Below are 19,232 nucleotides of genomic sequence, written 5' to 3'. Positions count from 1 at the left end.
GATTTGGCTAGTTTTCTAATGAAAAAAATCATGTACTTTTGTCACATATTAAAAAAGAATAAATGAGTTTCTTTCGTTTTATTAAAAGTAAATCCTTTTTCATTCAAGTAGGAATTGCCGTAGTAGGTGTTTTACTTTTTATTTTCATTTTACAATGGTGGTTAGGATATACAACCAATCATGATCAAAAAATTCAAGTTCCAGACTTAAATCGTATGTCTTTAGTAGATGTTGAAGCTAAATTAAAAGAATTGGATCTTGATTTTATTGTGATAGACTCTGCTAGTTACAACCCTAATTACCCTAAACGTTCTGTTATTGAACAATCTCCTGAGGCTGGTGATTTTGTAAAAGAGAAGCGAAAAATTTATTTGACTTTGAATCCTTCAAAATATAGAGATATTACAATTCCCGACCTTAACGGAAGAACCAAACGTCAGGCTATGACTCAATTACAATCAATTGGTTTTAAAGTTGGCGAGTTTAGCTATGTTAGGGATATTGGAAAAGATGTGGTTCGTGGTCTTAAATTTAATGGCAGAAAATTGAAACCCGGAGAAAAACTTCCTAAGAACGCTGTTATTGATATGATCTTGGGTGATGGTAAAGGACGTTAACAATAGTAGACCTTTAAAAACCAACTCATTTTGAATGCAAATTTAGATTTAGAAAACGAAGAGCTTTACGAACATTATCGTTTTACAGCGAGTGATGGACAAGTTCCGTTACGAGTTGATAAATTCTTGATGAATTTTATTGAAAATGCTACTCGAAATAAAATTCAGCAGGCTGCAAAAGCAGGCAATATTTTAGTAAACGACAAGCCAGTAAAATCCAATCATAAGGTAAAACCCAAAGATGTAGTCAGAGTTGTTTTAGCACATCCACCACATGAAAATTTATTAGTCGCCGAAGATATTCCTTTAGATATCGTTTACGAAGATGATGAAGTAATTGTTGTAAACAAACCCGCTGGATTGGTTGTACACCCAGGTCATGGTAATTATTCAGGTACTTTGGTTAATGGATTAATTCACCATATTGAAAACCTTCCAAAAAACAGTAATGAACGCCCAGGACTGGTACATCGTATAGATAAAGATACAAGCGGGTTATTAGTTGTTGCAAAAACAGAGTTTTCTATGGCTCATTTATCGAAGCAATTCTTTGATAGAACTACAGAACGTTTGTATTATGCCTTGGTTTGGGGAAATATTGAAGATGATTCTGGAACTATTGAAGGACATATTGGACGTAGCTTTAAAAACCGGTTACAAATGGATGTTTTTCCTGACGGTGAATATGGAAAACATGCAGTTACTCATTTCAAAGTGATTGAAAGACTAACTTATGTTACGCTTGTTCAGTGTAAATTAGAAACAGGAAGAACACATCAAATTAGGGCACATTTTAAACACATTGGACATACACTTTTTAATGATGAACGGTATGGTGGCGATCAGATTTTAAAAGGAACTACTTTTACCAAATACAAACAATTTGTTGAGAATTGCTTTAAAGTATTACCTCGTCAAGCACTTCATGCCAAAACACTTGGATTTACACATCCAACCACGGGAGAATTTATGCAGTTTGATTCTCCAATACCTGAAGACATGAATACTTGCTTAGAGAAATGGCGCACGTATACTGAACACAGTATTTCCTAATTATTCATTGAGAAAAGTCCGAACGGACTAAAAACAGCACTAATAGTTACTTGGCTCACATTGTCTACAAATCTGATATTATAATCATCATGTCCAAAAACATATGCCGCTTTAAAACCTAGGTTAACATGTTTAGGTAATGGGTAAAAAGTTAGGGAAGTAACAGACCTATAATTTGTAACACTCTTATGTGCTCCAACTATAAATCCTAATTGCTGTGAGAATTTTAAAACAGTTTTCTTAGGTCCATAACAAGAATAACTGTAGTCTATGTTGAATCTATGTCTACCATAAATTTGAATATCATTTTGAGAATATCCTCCATAATTGACAAATAGAAACACATTCCTATGAAATAATGTGTATTTAAAGTTTACAGAATGTGATTTATGATAAAAAGCGCTATCACGATCCTTTAATTTAAACGTTCTATAATTTAAAAAAAGTGAGGTGTAATTTGTTTGAAAATGACCGTTGGATCTATTTAATAAACTAGAAAGATTAATATTCTGATTGTTGTTGATTGTATTGTAAATAGTATTACAAGGAGCAGAATCATCTTCATATAGATTAGAAAAAGCACATCCAGATTGACCGTTTGAATAATGACCATGTTCTCCAGCAAATGCAATTAATCCTTTGTAATTCGGATTCTTTTTTTTGAGTTTCCAAGCTTTCTGATATCCAAATGCAACCCTATATGAAGGCATTTTTACGGGTTCTGAATTTTCATTATACATTCTTAAATGAGGTGAAAACAATAAATAACTAGATGATAATGTTCTATAGGTTGGATCTTTAAGTCGATCTTCTATATTGTTATGCAGCTTATAGCGAACTATAGGTTTTGCTTCAAACAAAATTCCTTTATCTCCGTTTGGATTGTCAGAAAAATTAAGATTGACACTTGCATCATCTCCAATAATATAGTAATCAGATTGCGCATGTATTGAGGTAAAGCTCAGTAAAAAACAAAGTATTAATAAGTATTTCATAACTATGATTTTTTTAATCAACTAAAACTTAAAGGTATGAAAGTTTCCTATTGAATACAGTTGTGAGGTTGTTTGCAAAGATTAGCAGCTACTAACTTTTATCATTCTCCAAAATCAAATTATGTACCCATTCGTTAGGAATCATATCTATGGTAATATTAATTCGATCTTGATTGCTATTATTCTCCACTCTATGAGAGTCTGTTAATCTCATATACCAACATTCACCTGGTTTCATAGGAACCAATTTGTTGTTCAAGTAAAAATCTGCTCCTGTATCTTTAATTACAGGAATTGTTAAACGAATTACAGATTTTTCTATTTGTAAACCTAAGGTAACGTCTTTGTGTTCTTTTACCGTATTTCCTTTTTCTAATCGTAATGCTCTTACCAAAGTTACTGTTGTATGTTCTTGAAAGGTTTCAACAATACTTTTGATGTATGGTGAATTTTCCAATTCTTTCGTATTTAACCAATCGCACCAAGAACCATCAGCATAATCATCTGCCGGTGGTGGAAAAGGAACCGAAGGATCTACCAAATGAGCTGGAGAGCGTAATGGTAAAACATTGTAATAGATAAATGTATTAAGCCCCATTCCTAGAACTTCTTTTTTCATTTTCTCAACATCGAAAGTTAATGGTAGCTTGATACTATCATTTTTAGTATCTACAGATTGCGGTAAGACATGTGCACTCATTTTATATTCCCTTTAAATGAAGCATCAATTTACAAAAGAGAGTCTTTAAGGAGAAACAATAATGCTACTCAATTTTAAAAACAGGTATTTTTACCTACTTCGTTAGGTCGAACAAATAACCTACGGTAATAGTAAAAAAATTAGTAGAATCTAAACTTCCCTCATTGTCAATTGGGCTTGGCATATTTAGACTCCATCCTAACTCAAAATCCCAAGTGCTAGTGGTATAAGAAATAGGAATATTAATTTGAGTATTTAACAATCCAAACTCTTCAGTTGTAACAAGTCTTGGTGGATTTCCATTCCTAGGCGGAATAAGAAACGTAATTGCTTGTTCAGCTATTAGAAAATTGACTTGTGGTCTAAACTTAATGGCATAATTTGACGCTCTAGTTATTGTGAAATTACCATAAACTCGAGAAGAAAGTTGTATGGATTGTTCTGAGCCAAACAAATAAGAACCGCCCATCATGAAACCTAATGTTCTATTCTTATTTCGAATACCCAATGACACATCTAGCGAGTTGTTAAAGGCATCAAAACCATCACTGAAAAAATATCTTGAATATCCTAGATTGTAATGAAGATTTTTACTTTTTCCAATTGTATTTCCATAACCAACAGCCACACCAACAAAATCCCAATTAGGATTTTGCCTTTCATAATAAACAGAAGTTATAGATGCGTTAAAACCCGAAGAACTATAGTATGAGATTTGCGGAATTATATTTAGTTGATCTATACCAGAATCTCTACCGGCAAAAAATGTATTGGAATTATAGGTAATTGTAGAATATATAAAATCGTATTGGTTGATTGAGTTAAGAAGATCATCTACCATTTGAGCATCGTTAAAAAACAGTTCATCCAATAAACTGTCTATTTCTTGGTCGTCTGTAGTTTCTTGTCCGTATGAAACAAAAGAAGTTGCTATTGTAAATAATAGCAACTTAAACACATTCAACTCAAACTTGAATTTGCGGTAATTCATACGCTTAATCTGGGGTTATCTTTTTAATTACCGCGGCCTTTTTTTCTGTCTCTTCTAGATCTTTCTATACGATCTTTTAAGATTTTTCTCTGATTGTCTGTTAATGTTTTTCTGAAAGTTTCTCTAGTATTTCGCAATCTTTCCTCTTGTCTTTTAACTAAAGTTCTCTGCTGTCTAGTAAAAGACCTCATTAAAAGACTTCTTTTCTCTGTGTTATTTAACGTCTTATTCGCAAGAATTTTCAACTGATCTTTAGTCAGCGATTTTTTTAGGGCTTCACGATTACTTTTAATTAACTCCTTCTCTTTTTGCAACAACTCTTTTTGTTCTTTTGTCAGCTCCTTCATAATTAGGTCATAGTCTTTAGATTGAGCAAAAGTTGTTTGAATACTTGTCAATCCTAAAAAAAGGAAGAATATTAACGTTAATAATTTAGATACTTTCATGACTTTCAGTTTTTAAAACCGCACTTTAAAAATACTATTTTTATTATATACTTTCTCAGTGCGGCTTCTCTCTTTCTTACAAATTATTATCTACACACATTTAGCAGTTATCTTTTGCTGTTTGCAATTCGTCTTGGTTATTTATAGTTTCAGTAGTTCCATTTTCATAAATAATATCAATTGGAAAAACTAATTCAGGTCTTTCATGTACCCCAGGATTGGCATCATACCACTCTCTAATCAAATATCTATCATCTTCAGACGTAAGGTTTATTATAGAATCATCTGGCATTGTTACACTAAATGGGTACACAAAATCAAAACAACGAGTTGTCCTACATCCTTCTCTTGCATCTACTAATTCTTGATAGCTATTAATTTCTAAAATCGTTCCATCTTGATACTCAACCTCTATTGGAAATACTAGTTCTGGTCTTTCATTTGCATCAGGGTTCGCAGCATACCATTCTCTAATCAACGATTTGTCTTCTCTACTTTCTAAAGTAATTACTGAATCGTCAGGCATTGTTACAGAAAAAGGAAACACTATATGGAAACAACTTCTCCTACGTCCGTGTCTAGGTCTTCTTCTATCTTCTAAAGATCTTCCTGCTGTATCAAAATAAGCTCTATTAAACTCTGATATCCAAGAACCTTCTGTTGTAATTAGTTTTACTTCAAATCCCAAATTCTCAGCTGATGTAACTTCATAAATTGCATCGTTAGAAAACTCTTCTTCTAATTCACTTTTAGCTGTTAATGGTAAATCTTCAACATTAATTAATGTTCGGTTAGCAGAATTCTCAATTGCAGAAATTAAATCTGCATCATCCTCAAGGGTAACTTCTGAATTTTCAGAACAAGAAGTAAACAGCAAAGTAGTCATTAAAAGTGCAGTAATCATTAAAAATAAAATGCTTCCTTTTAAAACTTTTGTTTCTAGATTAGATGTTTTCATAATTGATTTTTTTGAATTAATAATCGTTTCTGTTTACTTAGAACCTAGAAGTTCAAAATAGTTTGGAATCGATTATAAAATAATATTATCAATTAAACTCTCTTTAGCATAACCATCTATTAATGAGTCATCTACAAATAAAGAATTTATAAATACATTTTCTAAATCTTGTTCAGATTTTTCAGCTTTTTCTACAATTTCACTCACCAAAACTCCTTCAACAAAATCATTCATATTATTATCATCAACAAAAAGAGATTCTATCAAAGTATCGTCAGTAGCAATCTCAAAATCATCTCCTGAGTTAGTACTAGAAAACTGAATAGATATTGTCAAAACAACCAATAATGTGATAGATGCAGCTATTTGGAATGGTCTTCTTAAATAAAAAACTGGCGTTTCTTTTACTTCTGCACCAACCATTTCAAGGATATTAGATTTAGACGTCTTGAAATACCCTTCAGGTACGTCCATTCCTAAATACTCTTTATGGTGTTTAGAACTGCTGGAGTTTTTCTCTTTTAAAAACTGATTTTTATTTTTTTCTTTATTCATCATATAGTTAGACCCTAATAGTTTCAATTAGTTTGTTTCGATTAAAATTTTTTCTTCAATTACCTTGACTGCTGCGTAATAACTAGACTTTAATGTGTTTTCGCTAACCTCTAAAACTTCAGAAATTTCTCTAAAGCTGAGATCATCAAAGTATTTCATTTGAAAAACTCGTCTCTGTTTTTCTGTCAAGCCTTCAATAATTTTAAGCAGTTTGGCATGAAGTTCTTCGCCATCAAAATATTCAGATTGTTTTAATGCTTCTAAATGATAATTAGAAACATCTTCAATAGATTGATGTTTTCTTTTTTTCTCTTTTTCTATAAATCGTAAAGATTCGTTGTAAGCAATTCTAAATATCCAAGTAAGAAGAGAGCTTTTACCTTCAAATTTTTCAATACTTCTATAAACTCTTATAAAAGTATTTTGTAGTACATCGTTTGCATTTTCATGAGTAAGTACAATTTTTCGGATATGCCAATAAATTCTCTCTTGATAGGTATCAAGAAGTTCTGAGAACGCACGATCTTTATGCCTTCTACTTTGAAGTCTCTTTAATAGCTTGGCTTCGCTATACAACGGTTTGTTATTTGGTTTCTAAGGTATACATTTTTTTAGACCCAAATAAATTGCGATAGTTTGTTAGTCTTTTGAATTTTCGTGTTCCTTATAATGGCATTCAGCAAAATAATCTTGAAGATTAAACTTTCTATCTTCAAACTTTTCTTGTAGGATTTGGAAACGCTGAATTCTATCTATTCTAAACGCTCTGTAGTCATTTCTCAAATGACACCAAGCAATTAGAATCCATTTGTTCTGAATAGAATACATTGCACAAGGTTCTATTTTTCTATAAGAAGTTTCAGAATCGTGAACCTTTTTATATTTTATCTCAATGTAATTGAAGTTAGTAATCGCCAATTGAATTTCTGAAAGTGCATTACTATTGATAGACTCGAAGTCTTGCCAAAAATTATCTAATACCAGAATTTTATCATTAAGCAGTTCGCTTTTTTCCTGAATGGAAGTTCGAAAAACCGATTTTATTTTCACCAAAGCGTCATTAAAATCACCTGCAAAAGATTTGTCTTTCGTTTGATTTACTAGATGTTGTGCTGTAATGAGAGCGTTGGCTTGTTTTTCTGTAAACTGAACAGGAGCAACAAAGTAGCCATCCATTAAACTATAACCTCTACCTTCTATAGAAACAATAGGAATTCCAGCTTCTTCTAATTTTCTAATATCTCTATAAATAGTACGAACACTTACATCGTACTTTTCAGCCAACTCAGTAGAAGTTAAAATACGCTTCGACTTTAGTAAGGTAAGAATGGATATGAGTCTAGATAACTGAGACATATAACAAATATAGCGAACCCTTAAGGATTCGCTATAAGTTCTCTTAAAGATTAGTTCATTGAATGAATAGCAACTCTATTACCTTCTGTATCTGTAAACTGAGCGATGTATCCGTTTTCGCCAATTTCCATTTTTGGCATTATTACTGCGCCACCTGCTTTTTCTACCTTTGAAAGAACATTACTTAAATCATCTCCTCCGTTTAAATAAACAGTGGCTCCATCCATAGAAGGGTTACATCCTTCCATTTCCATCAAACCACCTCCTACTCCATCATTTTCTTCATCGTAAGGAAACATTCCATATTTCATGTTTTTTTCAGGCATGTGATAGTCTACTATTTCAATTCCTAGAATTTCGTTATAGAATTTTTTTGCTCTTTCGTAATCTTTTACTGAAATCTCAAACCAGTTGATTGCATTTTTCATTTGGTAACTTTTTTAAATTAAACTTGCCACAAAATTATTTGTGCTGATGACAGAGTATGTCAGGGGTAATTTTTAATTATCAATTTTTTAAATATTGGAATCAATTTTTCATCTTTCAAAAATTTGAAAGTTCCTTTTTCGATGCCTATTTTTACTGTATAATTTTTGAACCTTATGAAAATCATTATTTCTCCTGCAAAATCTTTAGATTTTGAAAACAAAGCAAACACAAGTTTACATACGCAACCTTGTTTTTTAGAGCAATCTGAGAAGCTAAATAAAAAGCTAAAAACTATTTCTAGAAAAAAATTAGGTGAAATGATGGGAATTTCTCCAGCGCTAGCACAATTAAATTATGATCGTAATCAAAGCTGGCAACCACCTTTTACTCTAGATAATGCTAAGCAAGCAGTTTATGCATTTACAGGAGAAGTATATCGAGGATTGGATGTGACCACCTTAGAAGAGGAAAAATTACCTTTATTACAAGATCGATTGCGTATCTTATCTGGTTTGTATGGTTTGTTAAAGCCTTTGGATCTAATTCAGCCTTACAGATTAGAAATGGGAACACGCTTAAAAGTAGGAAGAAGAGATAATTTATATAAGTTCTGGGATCATTCTCTTGCTCAAGCATTAAATGAAGAAATGGGAGAAGATGATTTATTAATTAATCTTGCTAGTTCTGAATATTTCAAAGCGGTTCCTAGTAAAGCATTAAAAGTCCCAATGATTACTCCTGTTTTTAAAGATCTAAAAAACGGACAATACAAAACCATTATGACCTTTGCGAAAAAAGCTCGTGGGTTGATGGTTCGTTATATCTTAGATCATAATGTGAATACTCTAGAAGAATTAAAAGGATTCAATACAGAAGGTTACGGATTTAATGAAGCGATGTCTACAGATACTGAGTTGGTGTTTATTCGTTAACAATCCGCCAAACCAACAGTTACTGCTAAACCGCCTTCCGAAGTTTCTTTGTAGTTCTTATTCATGTCTTTGGCTGTTTCCCACATGGTATCAATTACCGAATCTAAAGGAACTAACGAATCTTCTGGGTTTGTTTCTAAAGCCAATTCTGCAGCATTAATTGCTTTAATCGCTCCCATAGAATTTCTTTCAATACAAGGAACTTGTACCAATCCTCCAATAGGGTCACAGGTTAATCCTAAGTGATGTTCCATAGCTATTTCAGCTGCTACTAATACCTGAGCAGGAGTTCCGCCTAACAATTCGGTTAAAGCTCCAGCTGCCATTGCTGAAGAGACACCAATTTCTGCCTGACAACCACCCATGGCTGCAGAAATAGTTGCGTTCTTTTTGAAGATACTTCCAATTTCTCCTGCAACTAGCAAGAACTTTTTAATCTCTTCAAAACCTGCATTATGGTCTTCTATCACTAAATAGTACATTAATACGGCAGGAATTACTCCAGCACTTCCATTGGTAGGAGCAGTAACTACTCTTCCTAAAGAAGCATTTACTTCATTTACTGCCAATGCAAAACAACTTACCCATTTTAAAATCTCTCGGAATTTTACTTCGGTGCTTCTAATCGCAGTAATCCATTCTGATTGATTTTGATAAACAGAGTCTTTTATTAACTTTCTGTGTGTATCATAAGCTCTTCGTTTTACATTTAATCCGCCAGGTAATTTTCCTTCAGTATGGCAGCCTATATACATACATTCTAACATGGTTTCCCATATTCTTCTAATATCTTGATCTATGTCATGTTCAGAACGCAGCTCCAGCTCATTTTGCCAAACAATTTCAGAAATAGCTTTTCCTGTAGATTCGCAATAATCTTCTAACTGTTTCGCTTTTTCTATTGGAAAGGGAAAGTTTTTCTTTTCTAATGATTCTTTTTTTAGTGATTCAGATTCTTGCACCACAAAACCTCCACCAATAGAATAGAAAGTCTCAGTAGAGATTTCTTGCCCTTTATTATAACCTCTAAATGTAATTCCGTTTGCGTGAAATGGTAAAAACTCACGATTGAAAACTAAATGACTTTTCTGAAAGGATACTTTTTTAGAATTATCTAAGTTGATGGATTCACTGTTCTCTATCTCTTGAATAATTTGATTAATTAACCGAACATCAATCAATTCAGGATCTTCACCACTCAATCCTAGCAGTACAGCAACATCTGTAGCATGTCCTTTTCCTGTAAGAGACAGTGATCCATAAAGATCTATTTTGACAGTATCTATTTGATCAAATAAACCTTCAGATTGTATTTTTTGAATGAATGATTGAGCTGCTCTCCAAGGTCCCAAAGTGTGAGAACTTGATGGGCCTACTCCAATTTTTAGCATATCGAAAACGCTAATAAATTGTGACATACTTTTAGATTTTAGATTCTTGACCTAATTCTTTTACTAACAAATAATAAAATATCGCACGATATTTAACTCGATTGGTCTTTCCCATTTTATCAGCTACAACAGAAATAGCAGTGTCTAAATTTTCTCCATCCTCAAGACCCAGTTTTTTAATTAGAAAGTTTTGTTTAACCGTTTCTAATTCGCTTGGGTCTGAAGTAGAAACCGAAGCAGCATCTCTTTTAAAAATAGAAGGGCCTAATCCTCTAGTTACTTTATCAAAAAGCTCGTCTTCATAAGTCAATCCCATTGTATTCATGACATCCTTATAAAAACTGATTTTTTCATCGAATTTGCTCATCCTTCTATCTATTTAGAAATTATTTTGGTGTCAAATATAACTAAGAAAATGAAACAATTTTCAATTATCCGCAAACAATGGTAAATTGAATGATGATTGATGAATTTTTATTTCCTCCTGTCTATTTTACCTTTACTTCAGCTCTACTTCTCTAACTTCTGCCAATCTGTCACATAAAAAAGAAAAGAAATCTAAAATTCTGACAATCTTCAAATAAAATTCCAATGGCATACATATTGACTATAGCTAACCAGTAAAATTTGAACAACGATTTTAAAAATATAAATAATTAGTATGAGTAAGATTATAGGAATTGATTTAGGAACAACCAACTCTTGTGTTTCTGTTATGGAAGGTAATGAGCCTGTGGTAATTCCTAACGCAGAAGGAAAAAGAACCACTCCTTCTATTGTTGCTTTTGTTGAAGGTGGAGAGCGTAAAGTAGGTGATCCTGCAAAACGTCAAGCAGTAACAAATCCAACAAAAACAATTTATTCTATCAAACGTTTTATGGGGAACAAATATTCTGAATCTAGTAAAGAAGCAGAAAGAGTTCCTTATAAAGTTGTAAAAGGAGATAATGATACACCAAGAGTAGATATTGATGGTCGTTTATATACACCTCAAGAAATTTCTGCCATGGTACTTCAAAAAATGAAGAAGACTGCTGAAGATTATTTAGGACAAGACGTTTCTGAAGCTGTAGTTACTGTTCCTGCATATTTTAATGATGCACAAAGGCAAGCTACAAAAGAAGCTGGAGAAATTGCCGGACTGAAAGTAAGCAGAATCATCAATGAGCCTACAGCTGCTGCTTTGGCTTATGGATTGGATAAATCTAACGATGACAAAAAGATTGTAGTATTTGATTTTGGTGGTGGAACACACGATGTTTCTATCCTAGAATTAGGTGATGGAGTATTTGAAGTATTAGCTACAGATGGTGACACACACTTAGGAGGTGATGATGTAGATCAAAAAATCATCGATTGGTTAGCAGACGAATTTAAAGCTGAAGAAAACATGGATCTTAAACAAGACCCAATGGCTTTACAACGTTTAAAAGAAGCTGCTGAAAAAGCTAAGATCGAATTATCCAGTACTACTTCAACTGAAATTAATTTGCCATATATCACTGCTACTGCAAGCGGACCAAAACACTTGGTAAGAACAATGAGCAGAGCTAAATTTGAGCAATTAATCGACGATTTAGTAAAGAGAACTATTGAGCCTTGTAAAACAGCTTTAAAAAGTGCTGATTTGTCAACTTCAGATATTGATGAGATTATCTTGGTTGGAGGTTCCACAAGAATTCCTGCTATTCAAGAAGCAGTAGAAAAATTCTTCGGAAAAGCGCCAAGTAAAGGTGTAAATCCTGATGAAGTAGTTTCTTTAGGAGCTGCTATTCAAGGAGGAGTATTAACTGGTGATGTAAAAGATGTTCTTTTATTAGATGTAACTCCTTTATCATTAGGAATTGAAACTATGGGGAATGTGTTTACAAAGTTGATTGATGCAAATACTACTATTCCTACAAAGAAATCTCAAGTTTTCTCAACAGCTGTTGACAATCAACCTTCTGTAGAAATTCACGTTTTACAAGGAGAAAGAGCGATGGCTGCAGATAATAAAACAATTGGTCGTTTCCATTTAGATGGTATTCCACCTGCAGGAAGAGGTATTCCTCAAATCGAAGTTACTTTTGACATTGATGCAAACGGAATTATTAAAGTATCTGCTTTAGATAAAGGAACCAACAAATCTCATGAAATCAGAATTGAAGCTTCATCTGGATTATCTGATGAAGAAATTGAGAAAATGAAAGCTGAAGCTGAAGCAAATGCTGATGCCGATAAAGCTGCGAAAGAAACTGCTGACAAAATCAACGGAGCTGATGCAATGATTTTCCAGACAGAAAAACAATTGAAAGAATTTGGAGATAAATTATCAGATGATAAAAAAGGTCCAATTGAAGAAGCTTTAGAAGAATTGAAAAAAGCACATGAATCTAAAGACATTGCGCAGATTGATGCTGCCATGGAAAAGATTAATGAAGCTTGGAAAGTTGCTTCTGAAGAAATGTATAAAGCACAGCAAGAAGCTCAAGCTGGAGCTGGCGCACAACAGGGTCAACCAGAAGCTGGAAATGCAAATGAAGGAGATAATGTTGAGGACGTTGACTTTGAAGAAGTTAAATAGTTTAAAGACCATATAACTACAAAACCTCGAAGATATCTTCGAGGTTTTTTTATAGCTTGATTTTCAAAATATAAGTACTAGTACGTAGCAATGTCATAAAATATATTCAGACATTTATCACCGTTTATAAATTTAAATTCCCCCGTTTCATTACAGTTTTACTTTTATAAGTTACAAAAAAGCCTTAAAAATATCTTTAAGGCTTTTCTTTTTCGTAAATTTGTGTGTAGCTAAAACTTACACAGCTTTCATGAACATACCACAAACCAGTTTCCCTCGAGTTATCATCATCGGAGGAGGTTTTGCAGGCCTAGCGGTTGCAAAAGGGTTAAGAAAACAAGAGTTACAAGTAGTTCTTATAGACAAACACAACTACCACACATTTCAACCTTTATTATATCAAGTAGCCACAGGAGGTTTAGAACCCGATAGCATTGCTTTTCCTCTTCGAAAAACAATCAATAATCTAGAAAATTATTATTTCCGGTTGGCAGAAGTTCTCAAAATCAATTCTGAAAAAAGCAGTGTTGAAACTACAATTGGAGAATTAGAGTATGATTATTTGGTAATAGCTACTGGTTCTAAAACCAATTTCTTTGGCAATAAGAATATTGAAGAGAATGTCATGGAAATGAAATCAGTTCCTCAATCTTTAAACATTCGAAGTCTTATTATTGAAAATTTTGAAGAAGCTTTGCTAACCTTAGATCTTGATGAACGAAATGCACTAATGAATTTCGTGATTGTAGGAGGTGGTCCAACAGGTGTTGAGCTAGCTGGTGCGTTAGCTGAGATGAAAAAAGGAATCCTACCAAAGGATTATCCTGACCTAGACATTCGTCAAATGCAAATAAACCTCATTCAAGGTTCAGATAAATTGCTAGACGCTATGAGCCCTAAAGCTTCTAAAAAAGCAGAAGACTTCTTAATCAAACTAGGGGTAAATGTTTGGAAAAATATCTATGTTAAAGATTATGACGGGAAGAATGTAATAACCAATACCGAAGAAACTTTTGAATCTGCAACTGTTATTTGGGCAGCTGGAGTGAAAGGAGAAACTATAGATGGCCTGAATTCTGATGCCGTCCAAAGAGGAAATCGATTTAAAGTTGATGAATTTAGTAAGGTTGAAGGTTACAATAATATTTATGCAATTGGTGATGTCGCTTCTATGCAATCTGAAAAATATGAACATGGTCATCCAATGATGGCACAACCTGCAATTCAGCAAGGAAAATTATTAGCTAAAAATATTCTTGCACAAATGAAAGGGAAAAAATTAAAATCTTTCTCTTATCATGATAAAGGATCTATGGCCACTATTGGGAGAAACAAAGCTGTGGTTGACTTACCTAAATGGAAGTTTCAAGGAGTTTTCGCATGGTTTGTTTGGATGTTTGTTCACCTTTTTTCATTAATTGGTTTTAGAAACAAAATCATTGTTTTTATGAATTGGGTATATAATTACATTCGATTTGACAGAGAAACACGACTTATTATCAGACCTTTTAAAAACAAGAATAAATATTCCTTTAGATCAAAGGATAACTAATTATTATTTATGAGTTCTTCTTCAAAAATTGCTAAAGAAAATGTAGCTAGAATTAATAAAGCTATTGTTTTTATTGAAGAAAATTTAGCTCAAAAATTATCGCTAGAGAAGATTGCGCAAGAAGCCCATTTCTCTTCGTATCATTTTCACAGATTGTTTTCTGTGATAATGGGAGAAACCGTCAATAATTTTGTTACTAGAAAACGAATTGAAAAAGCAGCTTCTTTTTTTCTTCATAAAAAAGAGATTCCAATTACAGACATTGCCGAGAAAACAGGTTTTTCAAGTTTGTCGGCATTTTCAAGAGCTTTTAAAAACTTTTACGGTTTAAGCCCTCAAGAATTTAAAGATCAAAGCGAAGAAAAATTTAGCAAGATTTGTAAAACAGAAAGCAAGAATGGTCAACTTAAAGTAAGTTTTGAGCAATACATTAGCAGCATTCAAAAATCAATGAACTGGATTGAAATGAATGCTACAACAGAAGTGAAAATTACAGAAGAACTACAATTGGCCTACATAAGCCATGTTGGAAAAATGGATTTAATTGGCAATGTTCTTAATCGGCTGGTAAGATGGGCTGGACCAAAAGGTTTAATGGCTCAAGAGAATCTCAGGTTAATTACTATTTATCATGACAGCCCAAAAATAACTGATCCTAATCATTTAAGAATGAGCGCGTGTATTGTTTTGAATCACCCAGTAAAAGTAGATGGAGAAGTTGGGTTACGCACTATAAAGCCTACTAAATGTATTATTTCTCGTTTTGAAATTTTCTCTATGGAATTTCAACAAGCTTGGGAATCTAGTTTTGTATGGATGAATGAACATGGATATCAAAAAGCAGATAAAGATCCTTTTGAAATTTACTATAACAATCCGCAAGATCATCCTGAAGGAAAATGTATTGTTGACCTCTGCATTCCTGTACTTTAAAAGTTATAAGTGAGTAATTTTTAGGATAGAAAACAAAAAAAATCTTAAATTATTTAATACGGTTTTTCTAGTTTTTTCTAGTACATTTGGATAGATCTATTTATATTTTAGAATGTCTACCCTTTTCAAACTTCTTAGAATAAAGCACTGGATTAAAAACTTTACAATTTTCTTACCTGCTTTTTTTGGTGGTATTTTTTTCAACCTCGACAATGTATTTAAATTGTCACTTGTTTTTATTGTGTTCTGTATATGTGCCAGTATGGTTTATATTTTTAATGACCTAAGAGATTATGAAAATGACAAGCTACATCCTTCAAAGAAAAATAGACCTATTGCCAGTGGAGCAATTAGTAAAGGCTTTGCTAAAATTGTCTTACTCATCTTATTAATTTTAGCAGCTTCTCTCTCCTATTTCTTAAAATTTGGAGAAGAAGTTTTAATTGTGTTAGGTATTTATATTACAAGCAATATTCTTTATAGCTTATATCTAAAAAAAGTTCCTATCATAGAACTCTTAATTGTAACTATAGGTTTTGTGCTAAGAATCATTATAGGAGCTGCTACGGTAAGTATCACGCCTTCTAAATGGATTATTATTGTAACTTTTTTTATCGCTTTATATCTAGTAATTACTAAAAGAAGAGGAGAATTCACTAATAATAAGTCTTCATCAAGAGAAGTCTTAAAATCATACAATTTAGCATTTATAGATGCTATTATGTATATCAGCTTAACAGCAAGCTTAATTTCCTATTTAATGTACTCCGTTGAAATCAATTTATCAGAAAGATTTCATACAGATTATATTTATGTCACGACTGTCTTTGTAGTCATCATCTTAATGAGACATCTTCAACAGACATTAGTTTATGGCAAAACAGAATCTCCTATTAGTTATTTCTATTCAGATGCCATTAATTTTGTATCGATTATAGGATTTTTATTAACTTTTTACTTCTTAATATATTGAATCAATACATACATTATTTAAGAGACAAGACAAAAAATGAAGGTTTCATTAACAGACTTAAAATTGTTTTAAGACCGTTAATTTTTCCAATGGACTTGTTACTAAAACAAGTAAACAAAGAAGATAAAATATTTGATATAGGTTGTGGTTCTGGTCAATTCTTATTGGTAGTAGCCGAATTTGTAAAAGCAAAAAAATATTTTGGAATAGAGATAACCGACACACTAATTACCAATGCAAACAATTTATTCTCTAAATATCAAAAGAATGCAAACTATCAATTTTTGAAATATGATGGAGAATTTATCCCTCAAGAAATTACAGATTATAACAAAGTTTACATGAATGATGTATTGCATCATATCCCAAAAGACAAACAAGAACAATTTATTGAAACCTTATACAATTCACTAGCTAGCAGTACTACCTTTATTTTAAAAGACATGGATGCAGCTTCAATATTAGTTTATTTTAATAAACTTCATGATTTGGTGTTTTCTCAAGAAATAGGAAATGAAATTTCAATGAAAAAAGCCTGTGAACTCTTAGAAAGTAAGGGATTTATCATTTCTAAACAATATAGAAAAAGAATCTTTTGGTACTCACATTACATTATAGTTTGTAAAAAGAATTAAGATGTTGTTACAGCGTTTTCAAATAGAAACTTTTTCAAGATTGTGTTTTGTAACACTTGGCACAATATACTTTCTATCTCAACTCTTATTCTTTTTTGGTTTTAGCCTCAATACATTCACTAGTGTTGGAATTGTGATAGTAGCAATTATCCTTTCAAACTTATTTATAAAAAACAAGAAACTCATCTATCCGACACTTTTCATAGTGCTTACATTCATATTATTTGTCATTATCAATCTTTATATTGATTTTACATGGGATGGGCAAGCCTATCATCAGGAAATGGCGATAAGAATGGCCGAAGGATGGAATCCTATTACCACCAAGCAAGATGCAATTTGGGTATATCATTATCCGAAAGCTTTTGAAACATTAGGAGCCTTTTTTTATATGATTTTCGGCACTATAAAAGCGGTAAAAATTCCAAATCTTTTTATTTTTTTACTCCTATTTCTTTACTCATTTTCCTACATAAAAAAATATTACTCTAAAGTAGAGTCTTTAGGTATATCAGTTATCATAGCTTTTAACCCAATATTGTTATGTCAATTAACCTCTAATCTTGTAGACGGGTTTTTATATGCTATATGTATCATCTTAGTTCTATCGTATCTTAATCTTAAAAAAAATAAGAGGTATCTCATAGATTTTTTCTTGGCTCTCATCATTTTGGTAAATATAAAGTATACAGGCGTAGTATTTGCCTGTGCTATTATAGGTTACGTAGGCTTTTACGAACTTTTTATTAAAAAGAATAGAGCAATCGTTAAAAAAATAGTTATTGCTTCTATTGCAATGATTCCTTTCCTCTACACTCCATACATCAAAAACAACCTAATAGAAAACAATCATGTATTCTATCCTTTAATGGGTGAAAATAAAATTGATTTTGCTGAAAACTACGTGCCAGAAATTATAAAACCTTATAATAGGTTTGAAAGAATAATCCTTGCAAATTTTACAACCATATCCAACCGTGGTGAGGGGGAATTCAAAATCCCATTTACCTTCAGCATGAAAGAATTACAGCGTTATCGGAACGGAGGTCCTAGAAACGGAATCTTGGGAGTATGGTGGAGTGGATTGTTATTAATCTCATTGCTTTATTATTTTTTCAACCTAATCAAGCTTAGAAAAGAATTTGCTTTCAGTCATTTTGAGATGATAATTCTTTGTATTCTGTTCTTTACATTCATAAATAAAGCTGGATGGTGGTATAGATACACTCCTTTTATCTGGTTAATTCCTTTATTTTTAACACTATCAATAAAAAGATATAAAAAGTCGCGTTTGTTTGAATATAACTTTCTTTTCATCGCCATTGTAAATGGGCTATTGACTTTGTCCATAAGTTTTGGGGCAAAATATATAGATACAAAACGTTTTGAGGATAATTTGCAAAAACTTGCTTCAAAAAGTTATCGAATAGATTTTGGAGATTTTTACGGAAATAAAATCTTACTGAAAGAATATGATATAAAATATATAGAGTCAGATAAATCTACTTTTAAAAACCCAATTTCTTTAAACAGTGAAGTAATCCTTGAAATTCAAGATGAATAAAAACTTATACCTTTTTGACTTTGACGGAACAATAACAAAGAAAGATTCTTATATAGATTTCTTTGTTTCTCAGTTTGGGAAATGGTATTTATTCAAAAAAATTGTTTCAAATATATTTCCTATCATGAAGCTATCGCTTCAAAAGGACAAAGCTGAATTGAAAAAAAAGTTAACATTCATCTTGCTAAAAGATAAAAGTAAAACTCAATTGCAAGAGGATGCAAAAAATTATTTTCAGAATAGAAGACATCTTTTAATCTTCAATTCTGCTGAAAAAGAAATTACTGCTATTACGAAAGATCCTCAGAATGATGTTTTTATAGTTTCTGCTTCTTTAGATTTATGGTTAGTGTACTTTGCTGAATATTTTAAAGTCAAATTAATTTGTACAGAACTAGATTTTCAAAAAGACAAATATGTTGGCTTTAAAACTAAAAATTGTAGAGGGAAAGAAAAAGTGGTGAGAATTCAAAAAGAAGTCTCTTTAAGCGATTATGACAATATCTATGCTTATGGTAATAGCTCTGGAGATAAAGAAATGTTTGAATTAGCCAACGAGTATTTTTATAAGCCATTCAATAAATAA

General features: G+C 32.0%; 21 protein-coding genes. 10 read left to right on the top strand and 11 right to left on the bottom strand.

Annotated features, from left to right (window positions below; all coding sequences use genetic code 11):
- Positions 1-62 precede the first annotated feature (62 nt).
- Together AAON49_RS10810 and AAON49_RS10805 are read left to right on the top strand one after the other, a co-directional pair.
- Positions 63-617 (top strand): PASTA domain-containing protein, encoded by a 555-nt coding sequence (locus AAON49_RS10810; RefSeq protein WP_349554552.1) that lies wholly within the window; start codon positions 63-65, stop codon positions 615-617.
- Between the two features lie 30 nt (positions 618-647).
- On the top strand, positions 648-1,670 hold the full coding sequence (locus tag AAON49_RS10805; RefSeq protein WP_502942957.1) for an RluA family pseudouridine synthase: 1,023 nt from the start codon (positions 648-650) through the stop codon (positions 1,668-1,670).
- Here the strand turns inward: AAON49_RS10805 and AAON49_RS10800 are convergent.
- From AAON49_RS10800 to AAON49_RS10760, 9 genes are all read right to left on the bottom strand, one after another.
- Positions 1,667-2,665: a hypothetical protein gene (locus tag AAON49_RS10800; RefSeq protein WP_349554551.1), complete on the bottom strand. Its 999-nt coding sequence runs from the start codon at positions 2,663-2,665 to the stop codon at positions 1,667-1,669. The genes AAON49_RS10805 and AAON49_RS10800 overlap by 4 nt on opposite strands.
- 91 nt (positions 2,666-2,756) lie before the next feature.
- Positions 2,757-3,365 carry an aspartyl/asparaginyl beta-hydroxylase domain-containing protein gene (locus tag AAON49_RS10795; protein WP_349554550.1) on the bottom strand — a complete coding sequence of 203 codons (609 nt, stop codon included), beginning with the start codon at positions 3,363-3,365 and terminating at the stop codon, positions 2,757-2,759.
- Positions 3,366-3,459: 94 nt separating this feature from the next.
- Positions 3,460-4,356: a hypothetical protein gene (locus tag AAON49_RS10790; RefSeq protein WP_349554548.1), complete on the bottom strand. Its 897-nt coding sequence runs from the start codon at positions 4,354-4,356 to the stop codon at positions 3,460-3,462.
- A gap of 23 nt (positions 4,357-4,379) precedes the next feature.
- Positions 4,380-4,802 (bottom strand): hypothetical protein, encoded by a 423-nt coding sequence (locus AAON49_RS10785; protein ID WP_349554547.1) that lies wholly within the window; start codon positions 4,800-4,802, stop codon positions 4,380-4,382.
- 100 nt (positions 4,803-4,902) lie between these two features.
- Positions 4,903-5,760 (bottom strand): hypothetical protein, encoded by an 858-nt coding sequence (locus AAON49_RS10780; protein ID WP_349554545.1) that lies wholly within the window; start codon positions 5,758-5,760, stop codon positions 4,903-4,905.
- A 72-nt stretch (positions 5,761-5,832) separates the two neighbouring features.
- Positions 5,833-6,315, bottom strand: coding sequence for a hypothetical protein (locus AAON49_RS10775; protein WP_349554543.1), 483 nt, complete (start codon positions 6,313-6,315; stop codon positions 5,833-5,835).
- A 27-nt stretch (positions 6,316-6,342) separates the two neighbouring features.
- Positions 6,343-6,891: an RNA polymerase sigma factor gene (locus AAON49_RS10770; RefSeq protein ID WP_349554542.1), complete on the bottom strand. Its 549-nt coding sequence runs from the start codon at positions 6,889-6,891 to the stop codon at positions 6,343-6,345.
- Positions 6,892-6,954: 63 nt separating this feature from the next.
- A complete protein-coding gene (locus AAON49_RS10765) occupies positions 6,955-7,671 on the bottom strand; it encodes a helix-turn-helix transcriptional regulator (protein WP_349554541.1) in 717 nt (238 codons plus the stop codon).
- 50 nt (positions 7,672-7,721) lie between these two features.
- On the bottom strand, positions 7,722-8,099 hold the full coding sequence (locus AAON49_RS10760; RefSeq protein ID WP_349554540.1) for a VOC family protein: 378 nt from the start codon (positions 8,097-8,099) through the stop codon (positions 7,722-7,724).
- Positions 8,100-8,273: 174 nt separating this feature from the next.
- Here AAON49_RS10760 and yaaA point away from each other — a divergent pair, with 174 nt between their 5' ends.
- The gene (yaaA, locus tag AAON49_RS10755) at positions 8,274-9,032 is read left to right on the top strand and encodes a peroxide stress protein YaaA (RefSeq protein ID WP_349554538.1); all 759 of its coding nucleotides are present in this window, start codon (positions 8,274-8,276) and stop codon (positions 9,030-9,032) included.
- Here the strand turns inward: yaaA and AAON49_RS10750 are convergent.
- Entirely contained in the window at positions 9,029-10,450 is a 1,422-nt protein-coding gene (locus AAON49_RS10750; RefSeq protein ID WP_349554537.1) for an L-serine ammonia-lyase, read from the bottom strand. The genes yaaA and AAON49_RS10750 overlap by 4 nt on opposite strands.
- A 4-nt stretch (positions 10,451-10,454) precedes the next feature.
- Positions 10,455-10,790 carry a DUF2853 family protein gene (locus tag AAON49_RS10745; protein ID WP_349554535.1) on the bottom strand — a complete coding sequence of 112 codons (336 nt, stop codon included), beginning with the start codon at positions 10,788-10,790 and terminating at the stop codon, positions 10,455-10,457.
- A gap of 294 nt (positions 10,791-11,084) precedes the next feature.
- Between AAON49_RS10745 and dnaK the strand changes: the two genes are divergently transcribed.
- The 7 genes from dnaK (at position 11,085) to AAON49_RS10710 (ending at position 19,232) form a co-directional block, all read left to right on the top strand.
- Positions 11,085-12,989 (top strand): molecular chaperone DnaK, encoded by a 1,905-nt coding sequence (gene dnaK / locus AAON49_RS10740; protein WP_349554534.1) that lies wholly within the window; start codon positions 11,085-11,087, stop codon positions 12,987-12,989.
- Between the two features lie 250 nt (positions 12,990-13,239).
- The gene (locus AAON49_RS10735; protein WP_349554533.1) at positions 13,240-14,541 is read left to right on the top strand and encodes an NAD(P)/FAD-dependent oxidoreductase; all 1,302 of its coding nucleotides are present in this window, start codon (positions 13,240-13,242) and stop codon (positions 14,539-14,541) included.
- Between the two features lie 9 nt (positions 14,542-14,550).
- On the top strand, positions 14,551-15,474 hold the full coding sequence (locus AAON49_RS10730; RefSeq protein WP_349554532.1) for an AraC family transcriptional regulator: 924 nt from the start codon (positions 14,551-14,553) through the stop codon (positions 15,472-15,474).
- A 112-nt stretch (positions 15,475-15,586) separates the two neighbouring features.
- Positions 15,587-16,447, top strand: a complete 861-nt coding sequence (locus AAON49_RS10725; protein ID WP_349554530.1) for a UbiA prenyltransferase family protein — start codon at positions 15,587-15,589, stop codon at positions 16,445-16,447.
- Positions 16,448-16,536: 89 nt separating this feature from the next.
- Positions 16,537-17,082 (top strand): class I SAM-dependent methyltransferase, encoded by a 546-nt coding sequence (locus AAON49_RS10720; protein WP_349554528.1) that lies wholly within the window; start codon positions 16,537-16,539, stop codon positions 17,080-17,082.
- A gap of 1 nt (position 17,083) precedes the next feature.
- The gene (locus tag AAON49_RS10715) at positions 17,084-18,646 is read left to right on the top strand and encodes a hypothetical protein (protein WP_349554527.1); all 1,563 of its coding nucleotides are present in this window, start codon (positions 17,084-17,086) and stop codon (positions 18,644-18,646) included.
- Positions 18,639-19,232, top strand: a complete 594-nt coding sequence (locus tag AAON49_RS10710) for an HAD-IB family phosphatase (protein WP_349554525.1) — start codon at positions 18,639-18,641, stop codon at positions 19,230-19,232. The genes AAON49_RS10715 and AAON49_RS10710 overlap by 8 nt, the downstream gene beginning before the upstream one ends.

Origin of the sequence: Pseudotenacibaculum sp. MALMAid0570 (assembly GCF_040151415.1) — a bacterium.
Lineage (GTDB): Bacteria > Bacteroidota > Bacteroidia > Flavobacteriales > Flavobacteriaceae > Polaribacter.
The sequence above is the reverse complement of the archived record's forward strand: the minus strand, read 5'-3'. Positions and strand labels throughout refer to the sequence as shown.